General features: G+C 52.8%; 19 protein-coding genes and 2 tRNA genes. 17 read left to right on the top strand and 4 right to left on the bottom strand.

Going from position 1 to position 23,344, the window contains the following annotated elements; translation table 11 throughout:
- The first annotated feature begins 54 nt into the window (after positions 1–54).
- Together folP and glmM are read left to right on the top strand one after the other, a co-directional pair.
- Positions 55–903, top strand: coding sequence for a dihydropteroate synthase (gene folP, locus OGY15_RS05545; protein WP_187260107.1), 849 nt, complete (start codon positions 55–57; stop codon positions 901–903).
- Entirely contained in the window at positions 896–2,233 is a 1,338-nt protein-coding gene (gene glmM / locus OGY15_RS05540) for a phosphoglucosamine mutase (RefSeq protein ID WP_151217859.1), read from the top strand. The genes folP and glmM overlap by 8 nt, the downstream gene beginning before the upstream one ends.
- A 45-nt stretch (positions 2,234–2,278) precedes the next feature.
- On the opposite strand, the gene dcuC is transcribed toward glmM, so the two are convergent.
- Positions 2,279–3,745 carry a C4-dicarboxylate transporter DcuC gene (gene dcuC, locus OGY15_RS05535; protein WP_151217858.1) on the bottom strand — a complete coding sequence of 489 codons (1,467 nt, stop codon included), beginning with the start codon at positions 3,743–3,745 and terminating at the stop codon, positions 2,279–2,281.
- A 10-nt stretch (positions 3,746–3,755) separates the two neighbouring features.
- A complete protein-coding gene (iadA, locus tag OGY15_RS05530; protein ID WP_286538706.1) occupies positions 3,756–4,889 on the bottom strand; it encodes a beta-aspartyl-peptidase in 1,134 nt (377 codons plus the stop codon).
- A 148-nt stretch (positions 4,890–5,037) separates the two neighbouring features.
- Here iadA and OGY15_RS05525 point away from each other — a divergent pair, with 148 nt between their 5' ends.
- From OGY15_RS05525 to OGY15_RS05515, 3 genes are all read left to right on the top strand, one after another.
- Positions 5,038–5,931, top strand: a complete 894-nt coding sequence (locus OGY15_RS05525) for a LysR family transcriptional regulator (RefSeq protein ID WP_151217856.1) — start codon at positions 5,038–5,040, stop codon at positions 5,929–5,931.
- Between the two features lie 167 nt (positions 5,932–6,098).
- Positions 6,099–6,431, top strand: coding sequence for a preprotein translocase subunit SecG (gene secG, locus OGY15_RS05520; RefSeq protein ID WP_151217855.1), 333 nt, complete (start codon positions 6,099–6,101; stop codon positions 6,429–6,431).
- 9 nt (positions 6,432–6,440) lie between these two features.
- Positions 6,441–6,527 (top strand) — tRNA-Leu (locus OGY15_RS05515).
- 169 nt (positions 6,528–6,696) lie between these two features.
- Here the strand turns inward: OGY15_RS05515 and argG are convergent.
- Positions 6,697–8,040 (bottom strand): argininosuccinate synthase, encoded by a 1,344-nt coding sequence (argG, locus tag OGY15_RS05510; protein WP_005131837.1) that lies wholly within the window; start codon positions 8,038–8,040, stop codon positions 6,697–6,699.
- Between the two features lie 334 nt (positions 8,041–8,374).
- On the opposite strand from argG, the gene OGY15_RS05505 reads away from it, so the two are divergent.
- From OGY15_RS05505 to mtr, 12 genes are all read left to right on the top strand, one after another.
- Positions 8,375–8,451 (top strand) — tRNA-Met (locus OGY15_RS05505).
- Positions 8,452–8,658: 207 nt separating this feature from the next.
- Entirely contained in the window at positions 8,659–9,111 is a 453-nt protein-coding gene (rimP, locus tag OGY15_RS05500; RefSeq protein ID WP_061068860.1) for a ribosome maturation factor RimP, read from the top strand.
- 28 nt (positions 9,112–9,139) lie between these two features.
- Entirely contained in the window at positions 9,140–10,627 is a 1,488-nt protein-coding gene (gene nusA, locus OGY15_RS05495) for a transcription termination factor NusA (protein WP_043017784.1), read from the top strand.
- Between the two features lie 24 nt (positions 10,628–10,651).
- Entirely contained in the window at positions 10,652–13,342 is a 2,691-nt protein-coding gene (gene infB / locus OGY15_RS05490) for a translation initiation factor IF-2 (RefSeq protein WP_151217854.1), read from the top strand.
- Between the two features lie 146 nt (positions 13,343–13,488).
- Positions 13,489–13,893, top strand: coding sequence for a 30S ribosome-binding factor RbfA (rbfA, locus tag OGY15_RS05485; protein WP_003024988.1), 405 nt, complete (start codon positions 13,489–13,491; stop codon positions 13,891–13,893).
- Positions 13,893–14,837 (top strand): tRNA pseudouridine(55) synthase TruB, encoded by a 945-nt coding sequence (truB, locus tag OGY15_RS05480; RefSeq protein ID WP_286538697.1) that lies wholly within the window; start codon positions 13,893–13,895, stop codon positions 14,835–14,837. The genes rbfA and truB overlap by 1 nt, the downstream gene beginning before the upstream one ends.
- Positions 14,838–15,104: 267 nt before the next feature.
- Entirely contained in the window at positions 15,105–15,374 is a 270-nt protein-coding gene (gene rpsO / locus OGY15_RS05475; RefSeq protein ID WP_000059465.1) for a 30S ribosomal protein S15, read from the top strand.
- 246 nt (positions 15,375–15,620) lie between these two features.
- Positions 15,621–17,756, top strand: coding sequence for a polyribonucleotide nucleotidyltransferase (gene pnp, locus OGY15_RS05470; RefSeq protein WP_005131812.1), 2,136 nt, complete (start codon positions 15,621–15,623; stop codon positions 17,754–17,756).
- 109 nt (positions 17,757–17,865) lie between these two features.
- Positions 17,866–18,750 carry a lipoprotein NlpI gene (gene nlpI / locus OGY15_RS05465; protein ID WP_003024982.1) on the top strand — a complete coding sequence of 295 codons (885 nt, stop codon included), beginning with the start codon at positions 17,866–17,868 and terminating at the stop codon, positions 18,748–18,750.
- A 106-nt stretch (positions 18,751–18,856) separates the two neighbouring features.
- The gene (gene yrbN, locus OGY15_RS05460; RefSeq protein WP_010723222.1) at positions 18,857–18,937 is read left to right on the top strand and encodes a protein YrbN; all 81 of its coding nucleotides are present in this window, start codon (positions 18,857–18,859) and stop codon (positions 18,935–18,937) included.
- Positions 18,930–20,852, top strand: a complete 1,923-nt coding sequence (deaD, locus tag OGY15_RS05455) for an ATP-dependent RNA helicase DeaD (protein ID WP_061068683.1) — start codon at positions 18,930–18,932, stop codon at positions 20,850–20,852. The genes yrbN and deaD overlap by 8 nt, the downstream gene beginning before the upstream one ends.
- 137 nt (positions 20,853–20,989) lie before the next feature.
- Positions 20,990–22,234 carry a tryptophan permease gene (gene mtr, locus OGY15_RS05450; protein ID WP_151217852.1) on the top strand — a complete coding sequence of 415 codons (1,245 nt, stop codon included), beginning with the start codon at positions 20,990–20,992 and terminating at the stop codon, positions 22,232–22,234.
- Positions 22,235–22,276: 42 nt separating this feature from the next.
- On the opposite strand, the gene OGY15_RS05445 is transcribed toward mtr, so the two are convergent.
- Positions 22,277–23,284: a luciferase-like monooxygenase gene (locus OGY15_RS05445; RefSeq protein ID WP_187253324.1), complete on the bottom strand. Its 1,008-nt coding sequence runs from the start codon at positions 23,282–23,284 to the stop codon at positions 22,277–22,279.
- Positions 23,285–23,344 lie beyond the last annotated feature (60 nt).

The following is a 23,344-nucleotide window of genomic DNA, read 5'->3' as shown; positions in this document are numbered from 1 at the left end:
TTGCTCCGGGGTTTTTCTTATCTGCATATTCAAGATTTTTTCAGGGATAAAGCTATGAAACTCTTTGCTCAGGGTTCTTCACTGGATCTCAGCCATCCACATGTCATGGGGATTTTGAACGTCACGCCAGATTCTTTTTCCGATGGCGGGGCGCACAATTCTCTGGTTGAGGCGGTGAAACACGCCAACCTGATGATTAACGCCGGGGCGACTATCATTGATGTGGGTGGTGAATCCACGCGTCCAGGTGCTGCCGATGTGAGCGTCGAAGAAGAGTTGCAGCGAGTGATCCCGGTGGTGGAGGCGATTGCTCAGCGTTTTGAAGTGTGGATTTCTGTCGATACCTCAAAACCGGAAGTGATTCGCGAAAGCGCCAGAGCCGGCGCACATATCATTAATGACATTCGCTCACTCTCGGAACCCGGAGCGCTGGAAGCTGCAGCGGAATCCGGATTGCCAGTTTGCCTGATGCATATGCAGGGGCAGCCGAAAACCATGCAGGAAGCACCAAAATACGAGGATGTTTTTGCTGATGTAAATCGTTATTTTGTTGAGCAAATAGCGCGTTGTGAACGGGCTGGAATCACAAAAGATAAATTGTTGCTCGACCCCGGGTTCGGATTCGGTAAAAATCTCACCCACAACTACACATTACTGGCACGTCTGGCGGAGTTTCATCATTTTAATCTGCCGCTGCTGGTTGGAATGTCACGAAAATCAATGATTGGCCAACTGCTGAATGTGGGGCCATCCGAACGCCTGAGCGGCAGTCTGGCGTGCGCGGTCATTGCCGCAATGCAGGGGGCGCAGATTGTTCGTGTCCATGACGTCAAAGAAACCGTAGAAGCGATGCGTGTGGTGGAAGCCACATTGTCTGCAAAGGAAAAAAAACGCTATGAGTAATCGTAAATATTTTGGCACTGATGGAATTCGCGGACGCGTAGGCGACGCCCCCATTACTCCTGACTTTGTCCTTAAACTGGGGTGGGCTGCAGGTAAAGTGCTGGCACGTCATGGTTCACGTAAAATTATTATCGGTAAAGATACGCGTATCTCTGGCTATATGCTGGAGTCTGCGCTGGAAGCGGGTCTGGCTGCTGCCGGTCTTTCTGCCTCTTTCACGGGCCCAATGCCAACTCCTGCCGTTGCTTATCTGACTCGCGCTTTCCGTGCTGAGGCCGGGATTGTTATCTCTGCTTCGCACAACCCGTACTATGACAACGGGATTAAATTCTTCTCCATCGACGGGACTAAACTGCCGGATGCCGTTGAAGAAGCTATCGAAGCCGAAATGGAAAAAGCGATCACCTGTGTAGATTCGGCTGAGCTGGGTAAAGCTACCCGTATCGTTGATGCTGCTGGTCGCTATATCGAGTTTTGCAAAGGCACCTTCCCGAATGAGCTAAGCCTGAGTGAGCTTAAAATCGTGGTGGATTGCGCCAACGGTGCGACGTACCACATTGCGCCAAATGTACTGCGCGAGCTGGGTGCGAACGTGATTGCTATTGGCTGTGAGCCAAACGGCGTGAACATCAATGAAGAAGTTGGCGCCACCGACGTCCGTGCCCTGCAGGCGCGCGTGATTGCGGAAAAAGCCGATCTGGGGATAGCGCTGGACGGCGATGGCGACCGTGTCATTATGGTTGACCACGAAGGTAATAAGGTCGATGGCGATCAGATCATGTACATCATCGCTCGTGAAGCCCTGCGTCAGGGGCAGTTGCGCGGTGGCGCGGTAGGCACACTGATGAGCAACATGGGCCTCGAGCTGGCGTTGAAACAGCTGGGTATTCCGTTTGCCCGCGCGAAAGTCGGCGACCGCTACGTACTGGAAAAAATGCAGGAAAAAGGCTGGCGTATCGGTGCCGAAAACTCAGGCCATGTGATCCTGCTGGACAAAACCACCACTGGTGACGGCATCGTGGCGGGTTTGCAGGTCCTGGCGGCGATGGTGCGCAACCATATGAGTTTGCACGACCTGTGCAGCGGCATGAAAATGTTCCCACAACTGCTGGTTAACGTACGTTACACCGCAGGTGGCGGCGATCCGCTGGAGCATGAAAACGTAAAAGCGGTGATGACCGAAGTTGAAACGGCGCTGGGCAATCGTGGACGTGTCCTGCTGCGTAAATCAGGTACTGAACCGTTGATTCGCGTGATGGTTGAAGGTGAAGACGAAGCGCAGGTGACTGAATTCGCACACCGTATTGCAGATGCCGTGAAAGCAGTGTAATCACTTAAACAGCGAAAGCCGGAGTCAGAGACTCCGGCTTTTTTTTTACTGTACGGCAAGCGGCTGTTTACGTCTGCGCTGCCAGAAGTAACCGGCGACCATCAGCAGTACAAGGACTGCCAGCCACGGCAGTATTGCCAGCAAATGCCCTGACCGGGCAAAAGTCAACGCAATCATCAGTAACCAACCGCCCAGCATCGGAATTGCGGTGCGCTTAACAATATCGACTGGCGAAACGCCAGCGATTCCCGCGATAGCAATGATGACGCCGGCAATGGGGGATAACGTACGACCAATGCCCGCCGAGATCTGGATAGGCAACATCATGACTGCGATGTCGCTACCGATATGACGGCTGATGTCCGGTACCATTGGGGCGAATGAGAAAAATGCCGCATTCCCGGAGCCCATCAGGGCGGAAATCGCAAAGGTGATCAGCGTCATTAGCAGGATAATCGAGGCGGCGCTGAGGCCAAATTCACCAGAAAGCGACAGTAGTGCGTCGACGGCGCCAATGGCTTTCAGTCCGGCAGAAAAAACTTCACCGGCGATAATCAGCGTCACCACGGTGGCAAATACGCTGCCCATGCTGTCGAAAACTTTTTGTACGCCGGCCATCACGTCGCGTGCCTTACGGTGGCGGCAGTACTCAAAGATCAGGGTAATGGCAAGACTTATCAGTACGGCGGTATCGAGCGTAATTTTGAGCGAGCTGAATACTAAATCGCTGCACACCAGCATCAACACCAGTGGGAGCATGGGCAGAAACAGCCAGGCGATCGGTGCATCGGCTTCATCGGAAGACGTTAGTGTTTGCATTTGCTGAGCCACATTGTCACCAATTTCACGACGGTCGAAAAAGCGTTGTACAACAATATGCAGCAGGGCGATGAACAGAATAACGGGGACAACGATTGGCAACTGATCCTGCACGAAATAATTCACCACCTCAATGCCGGCGGTTTTAGCGGCGAGAACTGAGTTGCCGGAACCCGGACCAAATTCAACCGCACAGGTGCTGGCGATAACGGCGGCAACGGCGGCGCGACTACAGCCAAGACGGGTCAGTAACGGGTAAAGCGTCGCCATCAACAGCAGGCCAAGTCCGGTGGCGCTGCTGATAAACAGCGACAGGAATTGGCCCAGTAGTAACGCCAGGCCCAACAGCAGGTACGGTGAGTTCAGACGCTGCAAAGGACGAGACGTTACCCGAACCAGCACCTGGCTTGCGCCAATGGCTGACATATAGGTGGCGAACCCACCGATCAGCATAATTTGCAGCCCGAGGCCGCCGAGACGCACGCTCAGGGTATCGCGGATAAACTCAAAGGCGTCAAAGGGACCAAATCCGGTGCTCTTTTTCACCAGGCTGCTGAGCGTGGTCATCCCGCTAAAATGCGCGATGAGCAGCAGCACAATCCCGGTCAGGAGCAGCACCGACTGGGGGTGATATTTTTTGAGGATCAGACGTCCGGCAAAAATGATGGCGAGTAGCGCCAATAATAATGACATTCTCGCCCCCTTACTCGAAGTTGCCGGTAACCTGGCACTCGCCATTCCGTAGCAACGGCTTACCCGCAGCAAACAGATGGGCCAGCGAGAGGTCATCGTTGAGTACACAAATATCGGCACGTTCCCCGGCGCAGAGTACACCACCGGAAATACCCAGCGAGCGCGCCACGTTTGCCGTCAACATCGCAATCGCCTGTGGCACCGGAATCCCCACATCAATCAGGCGAGGAAGCAGATTAAGGTTACCTGCGACCGGTGCTGCGCTTAAACCTTCCACGATCCCCTGAGCGTTAAACCGCGGAACGCTACCATTACCATCAGAGCTGATCGTGATGCGATCGGCCGGGACCTGGGCTTCCAGAGCATGGAGGATCGCCTGTTCCTGAGGCATGAAGCGACTACCACCGGATGTCACGTCAATATGGCCGCCGCGATGGGCGAAAGCAATTGCCTGTTCAAACAAGGGCTCTGTTCTCGCAACATGGGTTGGTGAAATGTGGTGAGTCGGAATGCCTGCATCACACAGTTCAATAAGCTGTGACATCCCTTCTGGCAGATTCCCCAGGTGAACATGCAGCAACCCTTTTTTCCCTGCCAGCAGGGAAGCTACGCGGATATCACTGACTATCCTCAGTAATTCCTGGAAAGAGGGGTAAGAACCACGGTGATCGGCGAGGGCGATTTTTACGCCAAGAATCGCCGGAATGAACGTCATATCATCGCGGATGGATCGCGTAATGGTTGGGCTGGGTACCGCGTAGGCTCCCGTATGCATAAACGCGCGTAATCCCTCAAGGTTGAGCGATTGCATTTTAGCGTAGAGATCTTTGGGGGAACGAGAAATGGCATCGGTACCCAACACGCCGACAACCGTGGTAATACCTGCCTGAATCAGGTCTCGCAGCTTAACGGCTGGCGTGCGACTGGCAAATCCGGCTTCGCCACCGCCACCGGTAAGATGGACATGCTGATCGATGATGCCAGGGATAACCCATTTCCCCCGACAATCAATGACCTCGTCGACACTATTAAACAGAGAAATATCTTTTTCCACCGCAACAATGCGGTCGGCATGAATGAGCAGGGAGCAGAGGCCTAAATCCTCCGGAGAAAAAATACGGGCATTGGTCAATAAAGTAAACATATCGGTCCTGTCAAACGTCGAGGGTGAGAGTCGGCAGGTGAAACGGAATATTGTTGTTATGATGCCCACCATAAAGCCATTACTATAACTATGACTATTACCGATTTGTTATTGGAGGATGCGGTTATGGCATGGTGGAGAGTTCAACGTGGATTGTAAGTGGCTGGAAGATTTTCTGGCATTGAGTCAGCATGGAAACTACTCTCAGGCCGCAGCGCAGCGGCATATTACTCAACCAGCGCTCAGTCGCCGTATAAAGGCGCTGGAAGAGGTGTTGGGGGTGCCATTGTTTGACCGGACCACGACTCCCGTTACGCTGACGCATTATGGTGAGCGCTTTGAACCGTATGCCCGGCACGTCCTCAGCACGTTAACAGAGGCGCGCCACGAGCTGGCGGCGATGATGCCAGCAACGGACAATACGCTGGTAATGGTTAGCCTGCATACGCTGTCGGTGAATATCTTGCCGGATATGATCAACTATCTGCGACAAAGTGAACCGCAGTTAAATTTCACGGTAAATGCCAGCATTCAGGGGATAGACAACCACTTTAACGCCCTGATAGACCGGCAAATCGATCTGCTGGTGACATATGATTTGCCGTCTGCGCAGCCGGGGCTGGAGATCGCCGGAGGATTAAAGCGTTCGCTATGGCGATATGAGCGATTTATACCGGTTATTTCTGCGCAACTTGCTAATGTGCTTAACGATCTGCATGCACCGATCCCGTGGCTTTGCTACAGCGATTACACCTTTGTCAGACGCATTATTGAGCCAGCTGAACAGCGTGTTCGCCCACGTCTGAAAAAAGTGTTTGAGAGTGGTTTAAGCGAAACAATACGAGAAATGGTTCTACGCCATATGGGGATGGCATGGTTACCCGAGTCGATGGTGGCGGAGGAGCTGGTGAATCAGCAAATTATTCATTGCTGGCCGGAAAACGCAGATCTGATTTGTGAAATCCCCGTTGTGGTATGGGCGAATCTTGACGATCAACGTGCCGTCATGCAGAGATGCTGGGAGAAGTTGCTGCGTTTTTGATTGATGTGGCGATTTTTTCCGCAGTTGATACAATGCTAACAAATTGCCCTTGCGAAGGTTATTCGCTTTGGTTAGTATTCACACCCGCTTCAGTGGGAAACAGTAAATATTCCCGCTTTAATGGTCGAAGCATTGTACGCGGCAACTCCGCAAGGAACAGGTTGATTATGCACGAAGCTCTTTTAGTAGTTTTCCTTATTGTGGCAATTGGCCTGGTAGGCTTGATCATGCTGCAGCAAGGCAAAGGCGCTGATATGGGAGCCTCTTTTGGCGCAGGCGCTTCTGGTACTCTGTTTGGTTCAAGTGGTTCTGGTAACTTCATGACCCGTATGACAGCTGTATTAGGAACCTTGTTCTTCATTATCAGTCTGGTGCTGGGTAACATGAACAGCAACAAGACCAATAAAGGAAGTGAGTGGGAAAATCTGAGCGCACCGGTGAAAACCGAACAAACTCAGCCAGCTGCTCCGGCTCAGCCGACCAGCGACATCCCACGCTAAGTATTCTGTACCGAGGTGGTGGAATTGGTAGACACGCTACCTTGAGGTGGTAGTGCCCTAACGGGCTTGTGGGTTCGAGTCCCATCCTCGGTACCAAATTCCGAAAAAAAGACGCTGAAAAGCGTCTTTTTTTTCGTCTGTCATTTGTAGCTGTGCTGTAGGCCTGATAAGGCGTTTACGCCGCCATCCGACATTATTACAAGCCATATCTCTCATATTCCGCGCATAAAAAAGGCCGCTTTCGCGGCCTTAAGATGATGAATGTTTATTTCGCTTTGTTTTCCAGATTCTCAACCTGCGGCAGGCCGGTTGCGGAAGAGGCGGTGAGCAGGCCAGACTGCGCGTAGCCGAACAGCTTCTCGCGGGTATCGGTGATATCCAGATTACGCATGGTCAACTGACCGATACGATCGTCCGGAGAGAATACCGAATCGCCTTTTTCCATGGTCAGACGTTCTGGTTTGTAAGTCAGATTGTCTGACACGGTGTTGAGGATTGAGTAGTCATTACCGCGACGCAGTTCCAGCGTAACTTCACCCGTAATCTGGCTGGCAACCCAACGCTGTAGACCATCACGTAGCATCAGCGCCTGAGAGTCGAACCAGCGGCCCTGATACAACAGACGACCCAACTGGCGACCGTGCGCGTGATACTGCTCGATGGTGTCTTCGTTGTGAATACCGGTCAGCAGACGCTCGTAGGCGATATGCAGCAACGCCATCCCCGGGGCTTCGTAAATGCCGCGGCTCTTCGCTTCAATAATACGGTTTTCAATCTGATCGCTCATACCCAGACCGTGACGGCCACCGATACGGTTGGCTTCCAGCATCATCTCAACGTCGTCGCTGAAGGTTTTACCGTTCAGTGCAACCGGATGACCCTGCTCAAAACGTACGGTAACTTCTTCTGCTGGGATCTTCACGCTCTCATCCCAGAATTTCACGCCCATAATCGGATTGACGATTTTGACGCTGGAGTTCAGGAACTCGAGATCTTTAGCTTCGTGGGTCGCGCCGAGCATATTGGAGTCTGTGGAGTACGCTTTCTCAACGGACATTTTGTAGTCGAAACCACAGGCAATCATAAATTCAGACATCTCATGGCGACCACCGAGTTCGTCGATGAAGTCGGTATCCAGCCATGGTTTGTAAATCTGCAGTTCGGCGTTGGTCAGCAGACCGTAACGATAGAAACGTTCAATATCGTTCCCTTTATAGGTGCTGCCGTCACCCCAGATATTTACGCCATCTTCTTTCATGGCAGCAACCAGCATGGTGCCAGTGACTGCACGGCCCAGCGGAGTGGTATTGAAATAGGTTAGTCCGCCGGTGGTATTGTGGAATGCACCGCACTGAATGGCTGCGATCCCTTCGGCAACCAGCTGCTTACGGCAATCTACCAGGCGAGCATTCTCAGCACCATATTCCATTGCACGGCGAGGGATGGCGTCATAGTCATCCTCATCTGGCTGGCCCAAATTCGCAGTATATGCATATGGGACAGCCCCTTTTTGTCGCATCCACAGCAGTGCTGCACTGGTGTCCAGGCCGCCGGAAAAAGCGATACCAATACGTTGACCTACCGGGAGATGCTTGAGAATCGTCGTCATAAAATAAAACCCTGCTTGATAGACTGGTGAAGAGGTCGGCTTATTATACTGATTGCATTTTTATGCAAAATAAATGAGTTTTCATTTAATCATCTTTTCTGGGTGACAGGAAGAGTTTAGTGATAATTTCGTTAAATAACGGCGTGGATAGCATATTTATCTTGCTGAACATCTGCGGGCCAGCATTCATTGATTTGCATAGTCGTAACAAGGTTGACATACCGCATAGTGAATCAATATACTGTGCGCAGATTTTACGTCCCGTCCTCGGTACCAAATCCCAGCAGTATTTGCATTTTTTACCCAAAACGCGTAAAATTTGCCACGTTTCAGGCGCGGGGTGGAGCAGCCTGGTAGCTCGTCGGGCTCATAACCCGAAGGTCGTCGGTTCAAATCCGGCCCCCGCAACCACTTTCCCTTAGAGTTCTTTTTCAAATATACTGTGAAGACTTAGGCCTTCGTAGCTGGATTTGAAAAAAATTCTTTCGGAAGGTTCTCCGAACCGCAGGTGCGGTTATAGGGTTCAGTTATCTAAAGCCCCGATTTATCGGGGTTTTTTGTTATCTGACTACAGAATAACTGGGCTTTAGGCCCTTTTTTTATGTCTTGGGGGTGGGCTTGTCCACATTAGAGCAAAAATTAACAGAGATGATTACAGCGCCAGTTGAAGCTCTGGGCTACGAACTAGTCGGCATCGAATTTATTCGCGGTCGCACATCCACACTGCGCATCTATATTGATAGTGAAGATGGCATCAATGTTGATGATTGTGCTGATGTGAGCCATCAGGTAAGCGCCGTGATGGATGTCGAAGACCCGATCACCGTTGCCTATAACCTGGAAGTCTCCTCTCCGGGTCTCGACCGTCCTTTGTTCACCGCTGAACACTACGTGCGTTTCCTGGGTGAAGAAGTCACGCTGGTTCTTCGTATGGCTGTACAAAACCGCCGTAAATGGCAGGGCGTTATCAAAGCGGTGGACGGTGAGATGATCACGGTCACAGTCGACGGTAAAGATGAAGTGTTCGCGCTGAGTAATATCCAGAAGGCGAACCTGGTTCCCCACTTTTAACAGTCTGGATTGAGGTGAAAAGCCCGCGATGAACAAAGAAATTTTGGCTGTTGTTGAAGCCGTATCCAACGAAAAAGCGCTGCCACGCGAGAAAATTTTTGAAGCGCTGGAAAGTGCGCTGGCTACAGCAACAAAGAAAAAATATGAGCAAGAGATCGACGTTCGCGTAGAAATCGATCGTAAAAGCGGTGATTTCGATACCTTCCGTCGTTGGGTAATCGTAGAAGAAGTTACTCAGCCGACCAAAGAAATTACGCTGGAAGCAGCACGTTTCGAAGACGAAAGTCTGAACGTGGGCGAATATGTTGAAGATCAGATTGAGTCTGTCACCTTTGACCGTATCACCACCCAGACCGCGAAACAGGTTATCGTACAGAAAGTACGTGAAGCTGAACGTGCAATGGTTGTTGATCAATTCCGCGAGCACGAAGGCGAAATCGTTACTGGCGTGGTGAAGAAAGTAAACCGCGACAACATTTCTCTGGATCTGGGCAGCAATGCTGAAGCCGTGATCCTGCGTGAAGACATGCTGCCGCGTGAAAACTTCCGTCCAGGTGACCGTATTCGTGGCGTTCTGTACTCTGTACGCCCGGAAGCGCGCGGTGCGCAACTGTTCGTAACCCGTTCCAAACCGGAAATGCTGGTTGAACTGTTCCGCATCGAAGTGCCGGAAATTGGCGAAGAAGTGATCGAAATTAAAGCGGCAGCCCGCGATCCTGGATCGCGTGCGAAAATCGCCGTTAAGACCAACGACAAGCGTATTGATCCGGTCGGTGCGTGTGTGGGTATGCGCGGTGCGCGCGTTCAGGCGGTTTCTACCGAACTGGGCGGCGAGCGTATTGATATCGTCCTGTGGGATGATAACCCGGCGCAGTTCGTGATTAACGCAATGGCACCAGCAGACGTCGCTTCTATCGTGGTGGATGAAGACAAACACACCATGGATATCGCGGTTGAAGCCGGTAACCTGGCGCAGGCGATTGGACGTAATGGTCAGAACGTCCGCCTGGCTTCACAACTGAGCGGTTGGGAACTCAACGTGATGACCGTTGATGACCTGCAGGCGAAGCATCAGGCTGAAGCACATGCAGCCATTGACACCTTCACCAAATATCTCGATATCGATGAAGATTTCGCGACAGTTCTGGTGGAAGAAGGTTTTGCGACGCTGGAAGAACTGGCCTACGTGCCAATGAAAGAGCTGCTGGAAATTGACGGCCTGGATGAACAGACCGTTGAAGCGCTGCGCGAGCGTGCTAAAAACGCACTGACCACTCTGGCACTGGCCCAGGAAGAAAGCCTCGGTGATAACAAACCGGCTGACGATCTGCTGAATCTGGAAGGATTGGATCGTGAGATGGCCTTCAAACTGGCTGCCCGTGGTGTTTGTACGCTGGAAGATCTCGCTGAACAGGGCATTGATGATCTGGCTGATATCGAAGGGTTGACCGACGAAAAAGCCGGTGAGCTGATTATGGCTGCCCGTAATATTTGCTGGTTCGGCGACGAAGCGTAATAAACTGTAGCAGGAAGGAACAGTATGACAGATGTAACCGTAAAAACGCTGGCTGCAGAGATACAGACCTCCGTGGATCGCCTGGTACAGCAATTTGCTGATGCAGGTATCCCGAAGTCTGCTGACGACTCTGTATCCGCACAAGAGAAACAAACCTTACTGGCGCACCTGAACCGTGAAAACGGCTCAGCGCCGGATAAGTTGACATTGCAGCGTAAAACGCGCAGTACTCTCAATATTCCAGGTACCGGTGGGAAAAGCAAATCGGTACAAATCGAAGTCCGCAAGACACGCACCTTTGTGAAACGCGATCCGCAAGAGGCTGAACGCCTGGCCGCGGAAGAGCAGGCGCAGCGTGAAGCGGAAGAGCAAGCCCGTCGTGAGGCAGAAGAAGCTGCCAAACGCGAGGCGCAACAAAAAGCCGAACGTGAGGCCGCAGAACAAGCTAAGCGTGAAGCCGCTGATAAAGCGAAACGTGAAGCTGCGGAAAAAGACAAAGTGAGCAATCAACAGACCGACGATATGACTAAAACCGCCCAGGCCGAAAAAGCCCGCCGTGAAAATGAAGCCGCTGAACTGAAGCGTAAAGCGGAAGAAGAAGCACGTCGCAAGCTTGAAGAAGAAGCGCGCCGCGTAGCGGAAGAAGCTCGCCGTATGGCGGAAGAAAACGAGAAAAATGGTGTGAATAACGCTGAACCTGTTGAAGATACCAGCGATTATCACGTCACCACTTCCCAGCATGCTCGCCAGGCTGAAGACGAGAACGATCGTGAAGTTGAAGGCGGTCGTGGTCGTACTCGCAGCGCGAAAGCCGCGCGTCCGGCGAAAAAAGGCAACAAACACGCTGAATCTAAAGCTGACCGTGAAGAAGCGCGTGCAGCGGTTCGCGGTGGTAAAGGCGGTAAGCAGCGTAAAGGTTCCGCTCTGCAGCAGGGCTTCCAGAAGCCGGCTCAGGCCGTTAACCGTGACGTTGTGATCGGCGAAACCATCACCGTTGGCGATCTGGCGAACAAGATGGCAGTTAAAGGCTCTCAGGTCATCAAAGCGATGATGAAACTGGGTGCAATGGCGACCATCAACCAGGTCATCGACCAGGAAACCGCACAGCTGGTTGCCGAAGAGATGGGCCATAAAGTTATCCTGCGTCGTGAAAACGAGCTGGAAGAAGCAGTAATGAGCGACCGTGACACCGGCGCAGCGGCTGAACCGCGCGCACCGGTAGTCACCATCATGGGTCACGTTGACCACGGTAAAACGTCTCTGCTGGACTACATTCGTTCTACGAAAGTGGCCTCTGGCGAAGCAGGCGGCATCACTCAGCACATCGGTGCGTACCACGTTGAAACTGACAACGGTATGATCACCTTCCTAGATACTCCGGGTCACGCCGCGTTTACCTCCATGCGTGCTCGTGGTGCTCAGGCAACGGATATCGTTGTTCTGGTTGTTGCAGCAGACGACGGCGTGATGCCGCAGACTATCGAAGCAATCCAGCACGCGAAAGCGGCAGGTGTGCCGGTAGTGGTTGCAGTCAACAAGATCGATAAACCAGAAGCGGATCCTGATCGCGTTAAAAACGAACTGTCCCAGTACGGCATCATGCCGGAAGAGTGGGGCGGCGAGAGCCAGTTCGTCCACGTTTCTGCGAAAGCGGGTACCGGTATCGATGAGCTGCTGGATGCTATTCTGCTGCAGGCTGAAGTTCTGGAACTGAAGGCTGTCCGTAAGGGTATGGCGAGCGGTGCGGTTATCGAATCCTTCCTGGATAAAGGTCGTGGTCCGGTTGCTACCGTACTGGTGCGTGAAGGTACGCTGCACAAAGGCGACATCGTACTCTGTGGTTTTGAATACGGTCGCGTTCGTGCGATGCGTAACGAATTGGGTCAGGAAGTCCTGGAAGCGGGTCCGTCCATTCCGGTGGAAATCCTCGGTCTGTCCGGTGTTCCGGCGGCTGGTGACGAAGTCACCGTGGTTCGTGACGAGAAGAAAGCCCGTGAAGTTGCACTGTATCGTCAGGGCAAATTCCGTGAAGTTAAACTGGCTCGTCAGCAGAAATCTAAACTTGAAAACATGTTCGCTAACATGACTGATGGTGAAGTTCACGAAGTGAACATCGTCCTGAAAGCCGACGTGCAGGGTTCTGTCGAAGCGATTTCCGACTCTTTACTGAAACTGTCTACCGACGAAGTAAAAGTGAAGATCATCGGTTCCGGCGTGGGTGGTATCACCGAAACCGACGCGACCCTGGCTGCGGCATCCAACGCGATTCTGGTTGGCTTCAACGTCCGTGCTGATGCCTCTGCACGCAAAGTTATCGAATCTGAAAGCCTGGATCTGCGTTACTACTCCGTCATCTATCATCTGATCGACGAAGTGAAAGCGGCGATGAGCGGCATGCTGTCTCCGGAGCTGAAACAGCAGATCATCGGTCTGGCTGAAGTTCGTGATGTGTTCAAATCACCGAAATTCGGCGCTATCGCAGGCTGTATGGTTACCGAAGGTACGATTAAACGTCACAACCCAATCCGCGTACTGCGCGATAACGTGGTTATCTATGAAGGCGAGCTGGAATCCCTGCGCCGCTTCAAAGATGACGTCAACGAAGTCCGTAACGGCATGGAATGTGGTATCGGCGTTAAGAACTACAACGATGTTCGCGTTGGCGATATGATCGAAGTGTTCGAGATCATCGAGATCAAACGTACCATCGCATAATCTTCGTCGTCTTTTGGGCCGCAACTTGCAGCCCAAAATCCTGAGAAGATGAATAAGCGTAGGCCGGGTAAGCGAAGCGCCACCCGGCAAGAAATTTAAAAAGGGGCTTATTGCCCCTTTTTTGTCTTTATTCTGGAGAATTTATTATGGCGAAAGAATTTGGTCGCCCACAGCGTGTCGCGCAGGAGATGCAGAAAGAAATCGCACTCATCCTGCAACGCGAAATCAAAGACCCACGCGTGGGCATGATGACTACCGTGTCTGGTGTTGAGATGTCCCGTGATCTGGCCTATGCCAAAGTGTTCGTGACCTTCCTTAACGACCAGGACGAAGCGGCCGTGAAAAACGGCATTAAGGCACTGCAGGAAGCCTCTGGTTTTATCCGCTCTCTGCTGGGTAAAGCCATGCGTCTGCGAATCGTGCCTGAGTTGACCTTCTTCTACGACAACTCGCTGGTAGAAGGGATGCGCATGTCCAACCTGGTGACCAGCGTGGTGAAACATGACGATGAGCGTCGTGTGAACCCAGCGGACGACAGCAAGGAGGACTGATGAGTCGTCCTCGTCGTCGTGGTCGCGACATTCACGGTGTTCTGCTGCTGGACAAACCGCAAGGCATGTCCAGCAATGACGTACTGCAAAAAGTAAAGCGCATCTATAATGCCAACCGCGCGGGACATACCGGCGCGCTGGATCCGCTGGCGACAGGCATGCTGCCTATCTGCCTCGGTGAAGCGACGAAATTTTCACAGTACTTGCTGGATTCTGATAAACGCTATCGTGTGGTTGCCCGTCTGGGTCAGCGTACTGATACCTCTGATGCCGATGGGCAAATCGTGCAGGAACGTCCGGTAACTTTCACCGCTGAGCAGCTTGCAAGTGCGCTGGAGACTTTCCGCGGCGATATCGAGCAGATTCCCTCAATGTATTCGGCGCTGAAGTATCAGGGTAAGAAGCTGTACGAATATGCGCGTCAGGGTATTGAAGTTCCGCGTGAAGCGCGACCGATTACCGTCTATGAGCTGTTGTTTATTCGCCACGAAGGTAACGAGCTGGAACTGGAAGTTCACTGCTCTAAAGGCACCTATATTCGCACCATCGTTGACGATCTCGGTGAGAAGCTGGGCTGCGGCGCACACGTAACGTATCTGCGTCGTCTGACGGTCAGCAAGTATCCGGTGGATCGTATGGTCACGCTGGAGCATTTGCGTGAACTGGCTGAACAGGCCGAACAGCAAAATATTCCGGCGGCGCAGTTGCTTGATCCTTTGCTGATGCCAATGGACAGTCCGGCATCGGACTATCCGGTGGTTAATTTGCCTTTAACATCGTCGGTTTACTTTAAAAATGGTAACCCGGTACGTACGACAGGTGCCCCGCTGGAAGGCCTGGTGCGTGTGACGGAAGGCGATGACGGTAAATTTATTGGCATGGGGGCGATCGACGATGAAGGTCGCGTCGCCCCCCGTCGCCTGGTGGTTGAATATCCGGCATAACGCTCTCTGTCTTGCGATAAAAGGGCGCTGCGAGTAGAATACTGCCGCTTAACGTCGCGTAAATTGTTTAACAATGTGCGTGGCGTATACACAAAATCATTCGAGCTGCATCCAGGCGGCAAGTCTGAGAATCCTTAGGAGCTTACAAGTGACTGAGGTGAGCGGACGCAGCCAACGCAGAGTCAGTTTGAAGGATAAAGTGTATACACTGGGATAGCTGAATTAGAGATCGGCATCCTTTCATTCTTAACACTTTGGAGTTTTAAAATGTCTCTAAGTACTGAAGCTACCGCTAAAATCGTTTCTGAGTTTGGTCGTGATGCAAACGACACCGGTTCTACCGATGTTCAGGTTGCTCTGTTGACTGCACAGATTAACCACCTGCAGGGCCACTTTGCAGAGCACAAAAAAGATCACCACAGCCGTCGTGGTCTGCTGCGCATGGTTTCTCAGCGTCGTAAACTGCTCGACTACCTGAAACGTAAAGATGTTGCACGTTACACCGCGCTGATCGAGCGTCTGGGTCTGCGTCGCTAATTCTTTCGAGTTTCAGAAAGAGGGGGCCTTCATGGCCCCTTTTTTCCAGCAGATGGCAGCAATTCGCTGGAAACTAATGTATTGTTGCTATGAATGATCTTCCGTTGCAGAGGTTCGCGCGGCTAATGAGAGGCTTTACTCATGCTTATGGGTTAGGGTTGTCATTAGTCGCGAGGATGCGCAGAAGATCGGGTATTAACGATGGCGCAAAAATGTGCCGTCAAAAAATAGAGAAAGGATATTATTTTGCTTAATCCGATCGTTCGTAAATTCCAGTACGGTCAGCATACCGTTACGCTGGAAACCGGCATGATGGCGCGTCAGGCGACTGCCGCTGTTATGGTTAGCATGGATGACACTGCGGTATTCGTTACCGTTGTTGGCCAGAAAAAAGCGAAACCAGGCCAGGATTTCTTCCCGCTGACCGTTAACTATCAGGAGCGTACCTACGCTGCTGGCCGTATCCCGGGTAGCTTCTTCCGTCGTGAGGGCCGTCCGAGTGAAGGCGAAACCCTGATCGCGCGTCTGATTGACCGCCCGGTTCGTCCACTGTTCCCGGAAGGCTTCGTTAACGAAGTTCAGGTTATCGCGACTGTTGTTTCTGTTAACCCGCAGGTTAACCCGGACATCGTGGCGATGATTGGTGCATCTGCTGCACTGACTCTGTCTGGCATCCCATTCAACGGCCCGATCGGTGCTGCACGTGTTGGTTACATCAATGACCAGTACGTACTGAACCCGACCCAGGACGAACTGAAAGAAAGCAAGCTGGACCTGGTGGTTGCTGGTACAGAAGCTGCCGTACTGATGGTTGAATCTGAAGCTGAACTGCTGAGCGAAGACCAGATGCTGGGCGCTGTGGTATTCGGTCACGAACAGCAGCAGGTTGTTATTCAGGCGATCAACGAGCTGGCGAAAGAAGCTGGCAAACCGCGTTGGGACTGGCAGCCAGAAGCCGTAAACGAAGCGCTGAACGCGCGCGTTGCCGCACTGGCAGAAGCTCGCCTGAGCGATGCTTACCGCATCACCGACAAACAAGAGCGTTACGCTCAGGTTGACGTGATCAAATCTGAAACCATCGCGACTCTGGTGGCTGAAGACGAAACCCTGGACGCTAACGAACTGGGTGAAATCCTGCACGCTATCGAGAAAAACGTTGTTCGTAGCCGCGTACTGGCAGGCGAGCCGCGTATCGACGGCCGTGAAAAAGACATGATCCGTGGTCTGGACGTGCGTACTGGCGTTCTGCCGCGTACCCACGGTTCCGCACTGTTCACCCGTGGTGAAACTCAGGCGCTGGTTACTGCGACCCTGGGCACCACCCGTGATGCGCAGAACCTCGACGAACTGATGGGCGAGCGTACTGACAACTTCCTGTTCCACTACAACTTCCCTCCGTACTGCGTAGGTGAAACCGGCATGGTCGGTTCTCCGAAGCGTCGTGAGATTGGTCACGGTCGTCTGGCGAAGCGTGGCGTGCTGGCAGTAATGCCGGAACTGGATAAATTCCCGTACACCGTGCGTGTGGTTTCTGAAATCACCGAATCTAACGGTTCTTCTTCCATGGCTTCCGTATGTGGCGCTTCCCTGGCGCTGATGGACGCAGGCGTGCCAATCAAAGCGGCCGTTGCGGGTATCGCGATGGGGCTGGTGAAAGAAGGCGACAACTATGTTGTGCTGTCTGACATCCTGGGCGACGAAGACCACCTGGGCGATATGGACTTCAAAGTGGCGGGTTCCCGCGACGGTATCTCTGCACTGCAGATGGATATCAAAATTGAAGGTATCACCAAAGAGATCATGCAGGTTGCTCTGAACCAGGCTAAAGGTGCGCGTCTGCACATCCTGGGTGTGATGGAACAAGCGATCAACGCACCGCGTGGCGATATCTCTGAATTTGCTCCGCGTATCCACACCATCAAGATCAGCCCGGACAAGATCAAAGACGTTATCGGTAAAGGCGGTTCTGTTATCCGTGCCCTGACCGAAGAAACCGGCACCACCATTGAAATCGAAGATGATGGTACCGTGAAGATTGCTGCGACTGACGGCGAAAAAGCGAAATATGCTATCCGTCGTATCGAAGAGATCACCGCAGAGATCGAAGTAGGCCGTATCTACAATGGTAAAGTGACCCGTATCGTTGACTTTGGCGCGTTCGTTGCCATCGGTGGCGGTAAAGAAGGTCTGGTGCACATCTCTCAGATCGCTGATAAGCGCGTTGAGAAAGTGACCGATTACCTGCAGATGGGCCAGGAAGTACCGGTCAAAGTTCTGGAAGTTGATCGCCAGGGCCGCGTACGTCTGAGCATTAAAGAAGCAACTGAGCAGTCTCAACCTGCAGGCGAACCGGAAGCTCCGGTAAGCCAACAGGGCGAGTAAGGTTGCCATTGCCCTCCGTGAAAGCGGAGGGCCTTTAACCCGGCAGGACGCCTTGTTAGCAACCGGGGAACCTGGACGTTCATTCAATCGTTGTCTTCGGGAGTGGGAAATGAAGCCTTTTTTGCGCTGGTGTTTCGTTGCGACAGCACTCACGCTGGCTGGATGCAGTAATTCCGCCTGGCGTAAGAGTGAAGTCCTCGCAGTACCATTGCAACCGACTTTGCAGCAGGAAGTGATTCTGGCACGTATGGAACAAATTCTTGCCAGTCGGGCTTTAACCGATGACGAACGCGCACAGCTTTTATATGAGCGCGGAGTGTTGTATGATAGTCTCGGTCTGAGGGCACTAGCGCGGAATGATTTTTCACAAGCGCTGGCAATCCGACCAGATATGCCTGAAGTATTCAATTACTTAGGTATATATTTAACGCAGGCAGGCAATTTTGATGCTGCCTATGAAGCGTTTGATTCTGTACTTGAGCTTGATCCAACTTACAACTACGCGCACTTAAATCGCGGTATCGCATTGTATTACGGCGGTCGCGACAAGTTAGCGCAAGATGATCTGCTAGCGTTTTATCAAGACGATCCCAATGATCCTTTCCGTAGTCTGTGGCTTTATCTCGCCGAGCAGAAGCTCGATGAGAAGCAGGCTAAAGAAGCGTTAAAGCAACGCTTTGAAAAATCGGATAAAGAGCAATGGGGATGGAACATTGTCGAGTTCTACCTGGGCAACATTAGCGAAGCAACGCTGATGGAACGCCTGAAGGCGGACGCAACGGATAACACCTCGCTCGCTGAGCATCTCAGTGAAACCAACTTCTATTTAGGTAAGTACTACCTAAGTCTGGGGGATTTGGACAACGCTACGGCATTGTTCAAACTGGCGGTGGCTAACAACGTGCATAACTTTGTTGAGCACCGATACGCATTGTTGGAATTATCGCTCCTGGGCCAGGACCAAGATGACCTGGCAGAATCGGACCAGCAATAGCTGACGTACACATCAGCCCGTAATCTTTTTTGATTGCCATCACCTTCACGGGTGAGGGCGTTGTTGTTCGTTAATACACCTACTTTGAGCCGGTTCACACTTTTCAATGAAAATTGCAGATCAATTTCATGATGAGTTATGTAGACTGGCCGCCATTAATTTTGAGGCACACGTACTACATGGCTGAATTCGAAACCACTTTTGCAGATCTGGGCCTGAAGGCTCCTATCCTTGAAGCCCTTAACGATCTGGGTTACGAAAAACCATCTCCAATCCAGGCAGAGTGCATTCCGCATCTGCTGGGCGGTCGCGATGTTCTGGGTATGGCCCAGACGGGTAGCGGCAAAACTGCAGCGTTCTCTTTACCGCTGCTCAACAATCTTGATCCTGAGCTGAAGGCACCTCAGATTCTGGTGCTGGCACCGACCCGCGAACTGGCGGTTCAGGTTGCAGAAGCCATGACGGATTTCTCTAAACACATGCGCGGCGTGAACGTGGTTGCCCTGTACGGCGGCCAGCGTTATGACGTGCAATTACGTGCCCTGCGTCAGGGACCACAGATCGTCGTCGGTACGCCGGGCCGTCTGCTGGATCACCTGAAGCGCGGGACTCTGGACCTCTCTAAACTGAGCGGTCTGGTACTGGACGAAGCAGACGAAATGCTGCGTATGGGCTTCATCGAAGACGTTGAAACCATCATGGCGCAGATCCCGGAAGGTCATCAGACCGCTCTGTTCTCCGCGACTATGCCGGAAGCGATTCGTCGTATTACCCGCCGCTTTATGAAAGAGCCGCAGGAAGTACGCATTCAGTCCAGCGTTACCACACGTCCTGACATCAGCCAGAGCTACTGGACTGTCTGGGGCATGCGTAAAAATGAAGCGCTGGTGCGTTTCCTGGAAGCAGAAGATTTTGATGCGGCGATTATCTTCGTTCGTACCAAAAATGCGACCCTGGAAGTGGCAGAAGCGCTGGAGCGTAGCGGTTATAGCAGCGCTGCACTGAACGGCGACATGAACCAGTCCCTGCGTGAGCAGACTCTGGAACGTCTGAAAGATGGCCGTCTGGACATTCTGATTGCAACCGACGTTGCGGCCCGTGGCCTGGACGTTGAGCGTATCAGCCTGGTTGTTAACTACGACATCCCGATGGATTCCGAGTCTTACGTTCACCGTATCGGCCGTACTGGTCGTGCGGGTCGTGCTGGCCGTGCGCTGCTGTTCGTTGAGAACCGTGAGCGTCGTCTGCTGCGTAACATCGAACGCACCATGAAGCTGACGATTCCGGAAGTAGAACTGCCGAATGCAGAACTGCTGGGTAAACGCCGTCTGGAAAAATTCGCCGCTAAAGTACAGCAGCAGCTGGAAAGCAGCGATCTGGATCAGTACCGTGCTCTGCTGGCGAAAATGCAGCCGGAAGAAGAGCTGGATATCGAAACGCTGGCAGCCGCACTGCTGAAAATGGCTCAGGGCGAACGTCCGCTGATCCTGCCGCCAGATGCACCGATGCGTCCGAAACGCGAATTCCGCGACCGTGACGATCGTGGTCCGCGTGACCGCAACGATCGTGGCCCGCGTAATGACCGTGGTGGTGAAGATCGTCCGCGTCGTGAACGTCGTGACGTTGGCGATATGCAGCTGTACCGCATTGAAGTGGGCCGTGATGACGGTGTTGAAGTTCGTCATATCGTTGGCGCGATTGCTAACGAAGGCGATATCAGCAGCCGTTACATCGGTAACATCAAGCTGTTTGCTTCCCACTCCACCATCGAGCTGCCGAAAGGTATGCCGGGCGACGTGCTGCAGCACTTTACCCGTACTCGCATCCTGAACAAACCGATGAACATGCAGCTGGTTGGCGATGCAGTTCCGCACACCGGTGGTGAGCGTCGTGGCGGTGGCCGCTTCAGCGGCGAGCGTCGTGAAGGTGGTCGTGGCGAAGGTCGTAATTTCAGCGGTGAGCGTCGTGAAGGCGGTCGTGGCGATGGTCGTCGTTTCAGCGGCGAACGCCGTGAAGGCAACCGTGGTCCGCGTCGTGACGATTCTTCTGCTCCGCGTCGTGATGACTCCGCTGGTCGTCGTCGTTTCGGCGGTGACGCATAAGTTTCACTGCGTAAAGTAATATATACAGCCCCGATCTCAACAATCGGGGCTTTTTTTATTTCATTTGTACTCGTGTACTGGTACAGTGCAGCACATTGAGATGTAGTCACAATATAAATGACTGGAGAGATGGCTAAATGGCAACACTAACCACCACCCAAACGTCACCTTCGCTGCTCGGCGGCGTGGTGATTATCGGCGGCACCATTATTGGCGCGGGGATGTTTTCTCTGCCAGTGGTCATGTCCGGGGCGTGGTTTTTCTGGTCAATGGCAGCGCTGATCTTCACCTGGTTCTGTATGCTGCATTCCGGACTGATGATCCTCGAAGCGAACCTTAATTACCGCATTGGTTCCAGCTTTGACACCATCACGAAAGATCTGCTGGGCAAAGGTTGGAACGTGGTGAACGGCATCTCGATCGCCTTCGTTCTCTATATCCTGACCTACGCCTACATTTCGGCGAGCGGCTCGATTCTGCATCACACTTTCTCCGAGATGTCGCTGAATGTTCCGGCGCGCGCGGCGGGTCTTGGCTTTGCACTGCTGGTGGCATTTGTGGTGTGGTTAAGCACCAAAGCGGTTAGCCGCATGACGGCGATTGTGCTGGGCGCGAAGGTGATTACCTTTTTCCTGACCTTTGGTAGTCTGCTGGGGCATGTTACGCCCACTACGCTGTTTAATGTGGCACAAAGCAATGCTTCGTATACACCGTACCTGCTGATGACGCTGCCGTTTTGCCTGGCCTCATTTGGTTATCACGGTAACGTCCCTAGCCTGATGAAGTACTACGGCAAAGATCCGAAGACCATTGTGAAATGTCTGGTGTATGGCACGCTGCTGGCGCTGGTGCTGTATACCGTATGGTTGCTGGGAACGATGGGTAATATTCCACGTCCGGAGTTTATCGGTATTGCGCAGCAGGGCGGTAACATTGATGTGTTGGTACAGGCGCTGAGCGGCGTACTGAACAGTCGCAGCCTTGATCTACTGTTAGTGGTGTTCTCTAACTTTGCAGTGGCGAGTTCATTCCTTGGCGTTACGCTCGGTCTGTTTGACTACCTGGCGGATCTGTTTGGCTTTGATGACTCGGCGATGGGGCGTTTTAAAACGGCATTGCTGACGTTTGTCCCGCCAATTGTGGGTGGCTTGCTGTGGCCGAACGGTTTCCTGTACGCCATTGGGTATGCAGGACTCGCGGCAACCATCTGGGCCGCCATTGTACCGGCGCTGCTGGCACGTAAATCCCGTGAGCGTTTCGGTAGCCCGAAATTCCGCGTCTGGGGCGGCAAGCCGATGATTGCGCTAATCCTGGTATTTGGTATCGGCAACGCGATTATCCATATTCTGTCGAGCGTGGATCTGTTACCGGTCTATCAGTAATCTCTTTTTTTCACCCTCTCCCTACCGGGAGAGGGCAACAACTTACCCAGCCAATTCTTCTTTCACCTGCATCGCCAAATCAAACGAATGTAGCCGTGCCTGATGATCGAAAATCTGGCCGTTAACCATAATTTCATCAGCCTGGGTTTCGCGTAAAATGGCATCGAGGCCGTGACGGACTTTCGCCTTATCGCCGACGAGCGACATGCTCAGCGCCTGTTGTACGCCATATTGCTCAGAAGCGGACCACAGCTGATGCATATTCTCTACCGGCGGCGGTAGCTGGCCAGTTTCGCCACGACGTAGTTTCACAAACGCTTGCTGCATTGAGGTGAAAAGAAATTCGGCATCGCGATTGCTGTCGGCGGCAATGATGTTGATGCACACCATCGCGTACGGTTTTGCCAGCCGCGCTGAGGGTTTGAATTGGGTGCGGTACAGATGCAGCGCCTGATGCAGCATATCCGGAGCAAAGTGCGAGGCGAAGGCAAACGGCAGGCCGAGCTGGGCTGCCAACTGTGCGCTGTACAGGCTGGAGCCTAATAACCAGACCGGGATCTGCTCGCCGTAGCCGGGAACCGGACGCACATGAGGGTTAGGATCGCGGGCGTCGAACCAGTCCAACAGTTCAGCTACGTCGCGTGGGAAGTTATCGATATCACCACTCATATGGCGGCGCAGTGCGCGCATCGTTGGCTGATCGCTCCCCGGCGCGCGGCCAAGCCCAAGATCGATGCGTCCCGGATACAGCGTATTCAAGGTACCGAACTGCTCGGCGATCACCAGCGGCGAATGATTAGGCAGCATAACACCGCCGGAACCAAGATGCAGCGTGGTGGTATTGGCTGCCAGATAGCCAATCAGCACTGAAGTTGCGGCGCTGGCGATGCCGGTCATGTTGTGATGCTCTGCCAGCCAGTAGCGGTGGTAGCCGCGCTTTTCGGCCAATCGGGCGAGATCAAGCGAGTGCGTGAAGGCCTCTTTCGCCGAAGAACCTTCAGGGATCGGCGCCAGATCCAACACCGAGAACGGAATAGTTTTGTCAGTCATAACGGCTCACTTTGTTACCGGTTAATCTTTTAATACTGCATTAAAATTTGATTACCGTTG

The organism is Citrobacter sp. Cu231, from assembly GCF_030332265.1.
Classification (GTDB): domain Bacteria; phylum Pseudomonadota; class Gammaproteobacteria; order Enterobacterales; family Enterobacteriaceae; genus Citrobacter; species Citrobacter meridianamericanus.
Note: the sequence above shows the minus strand (reverse complement) of the source record. Positions and strands in the feature narration are given on the sequence as shown.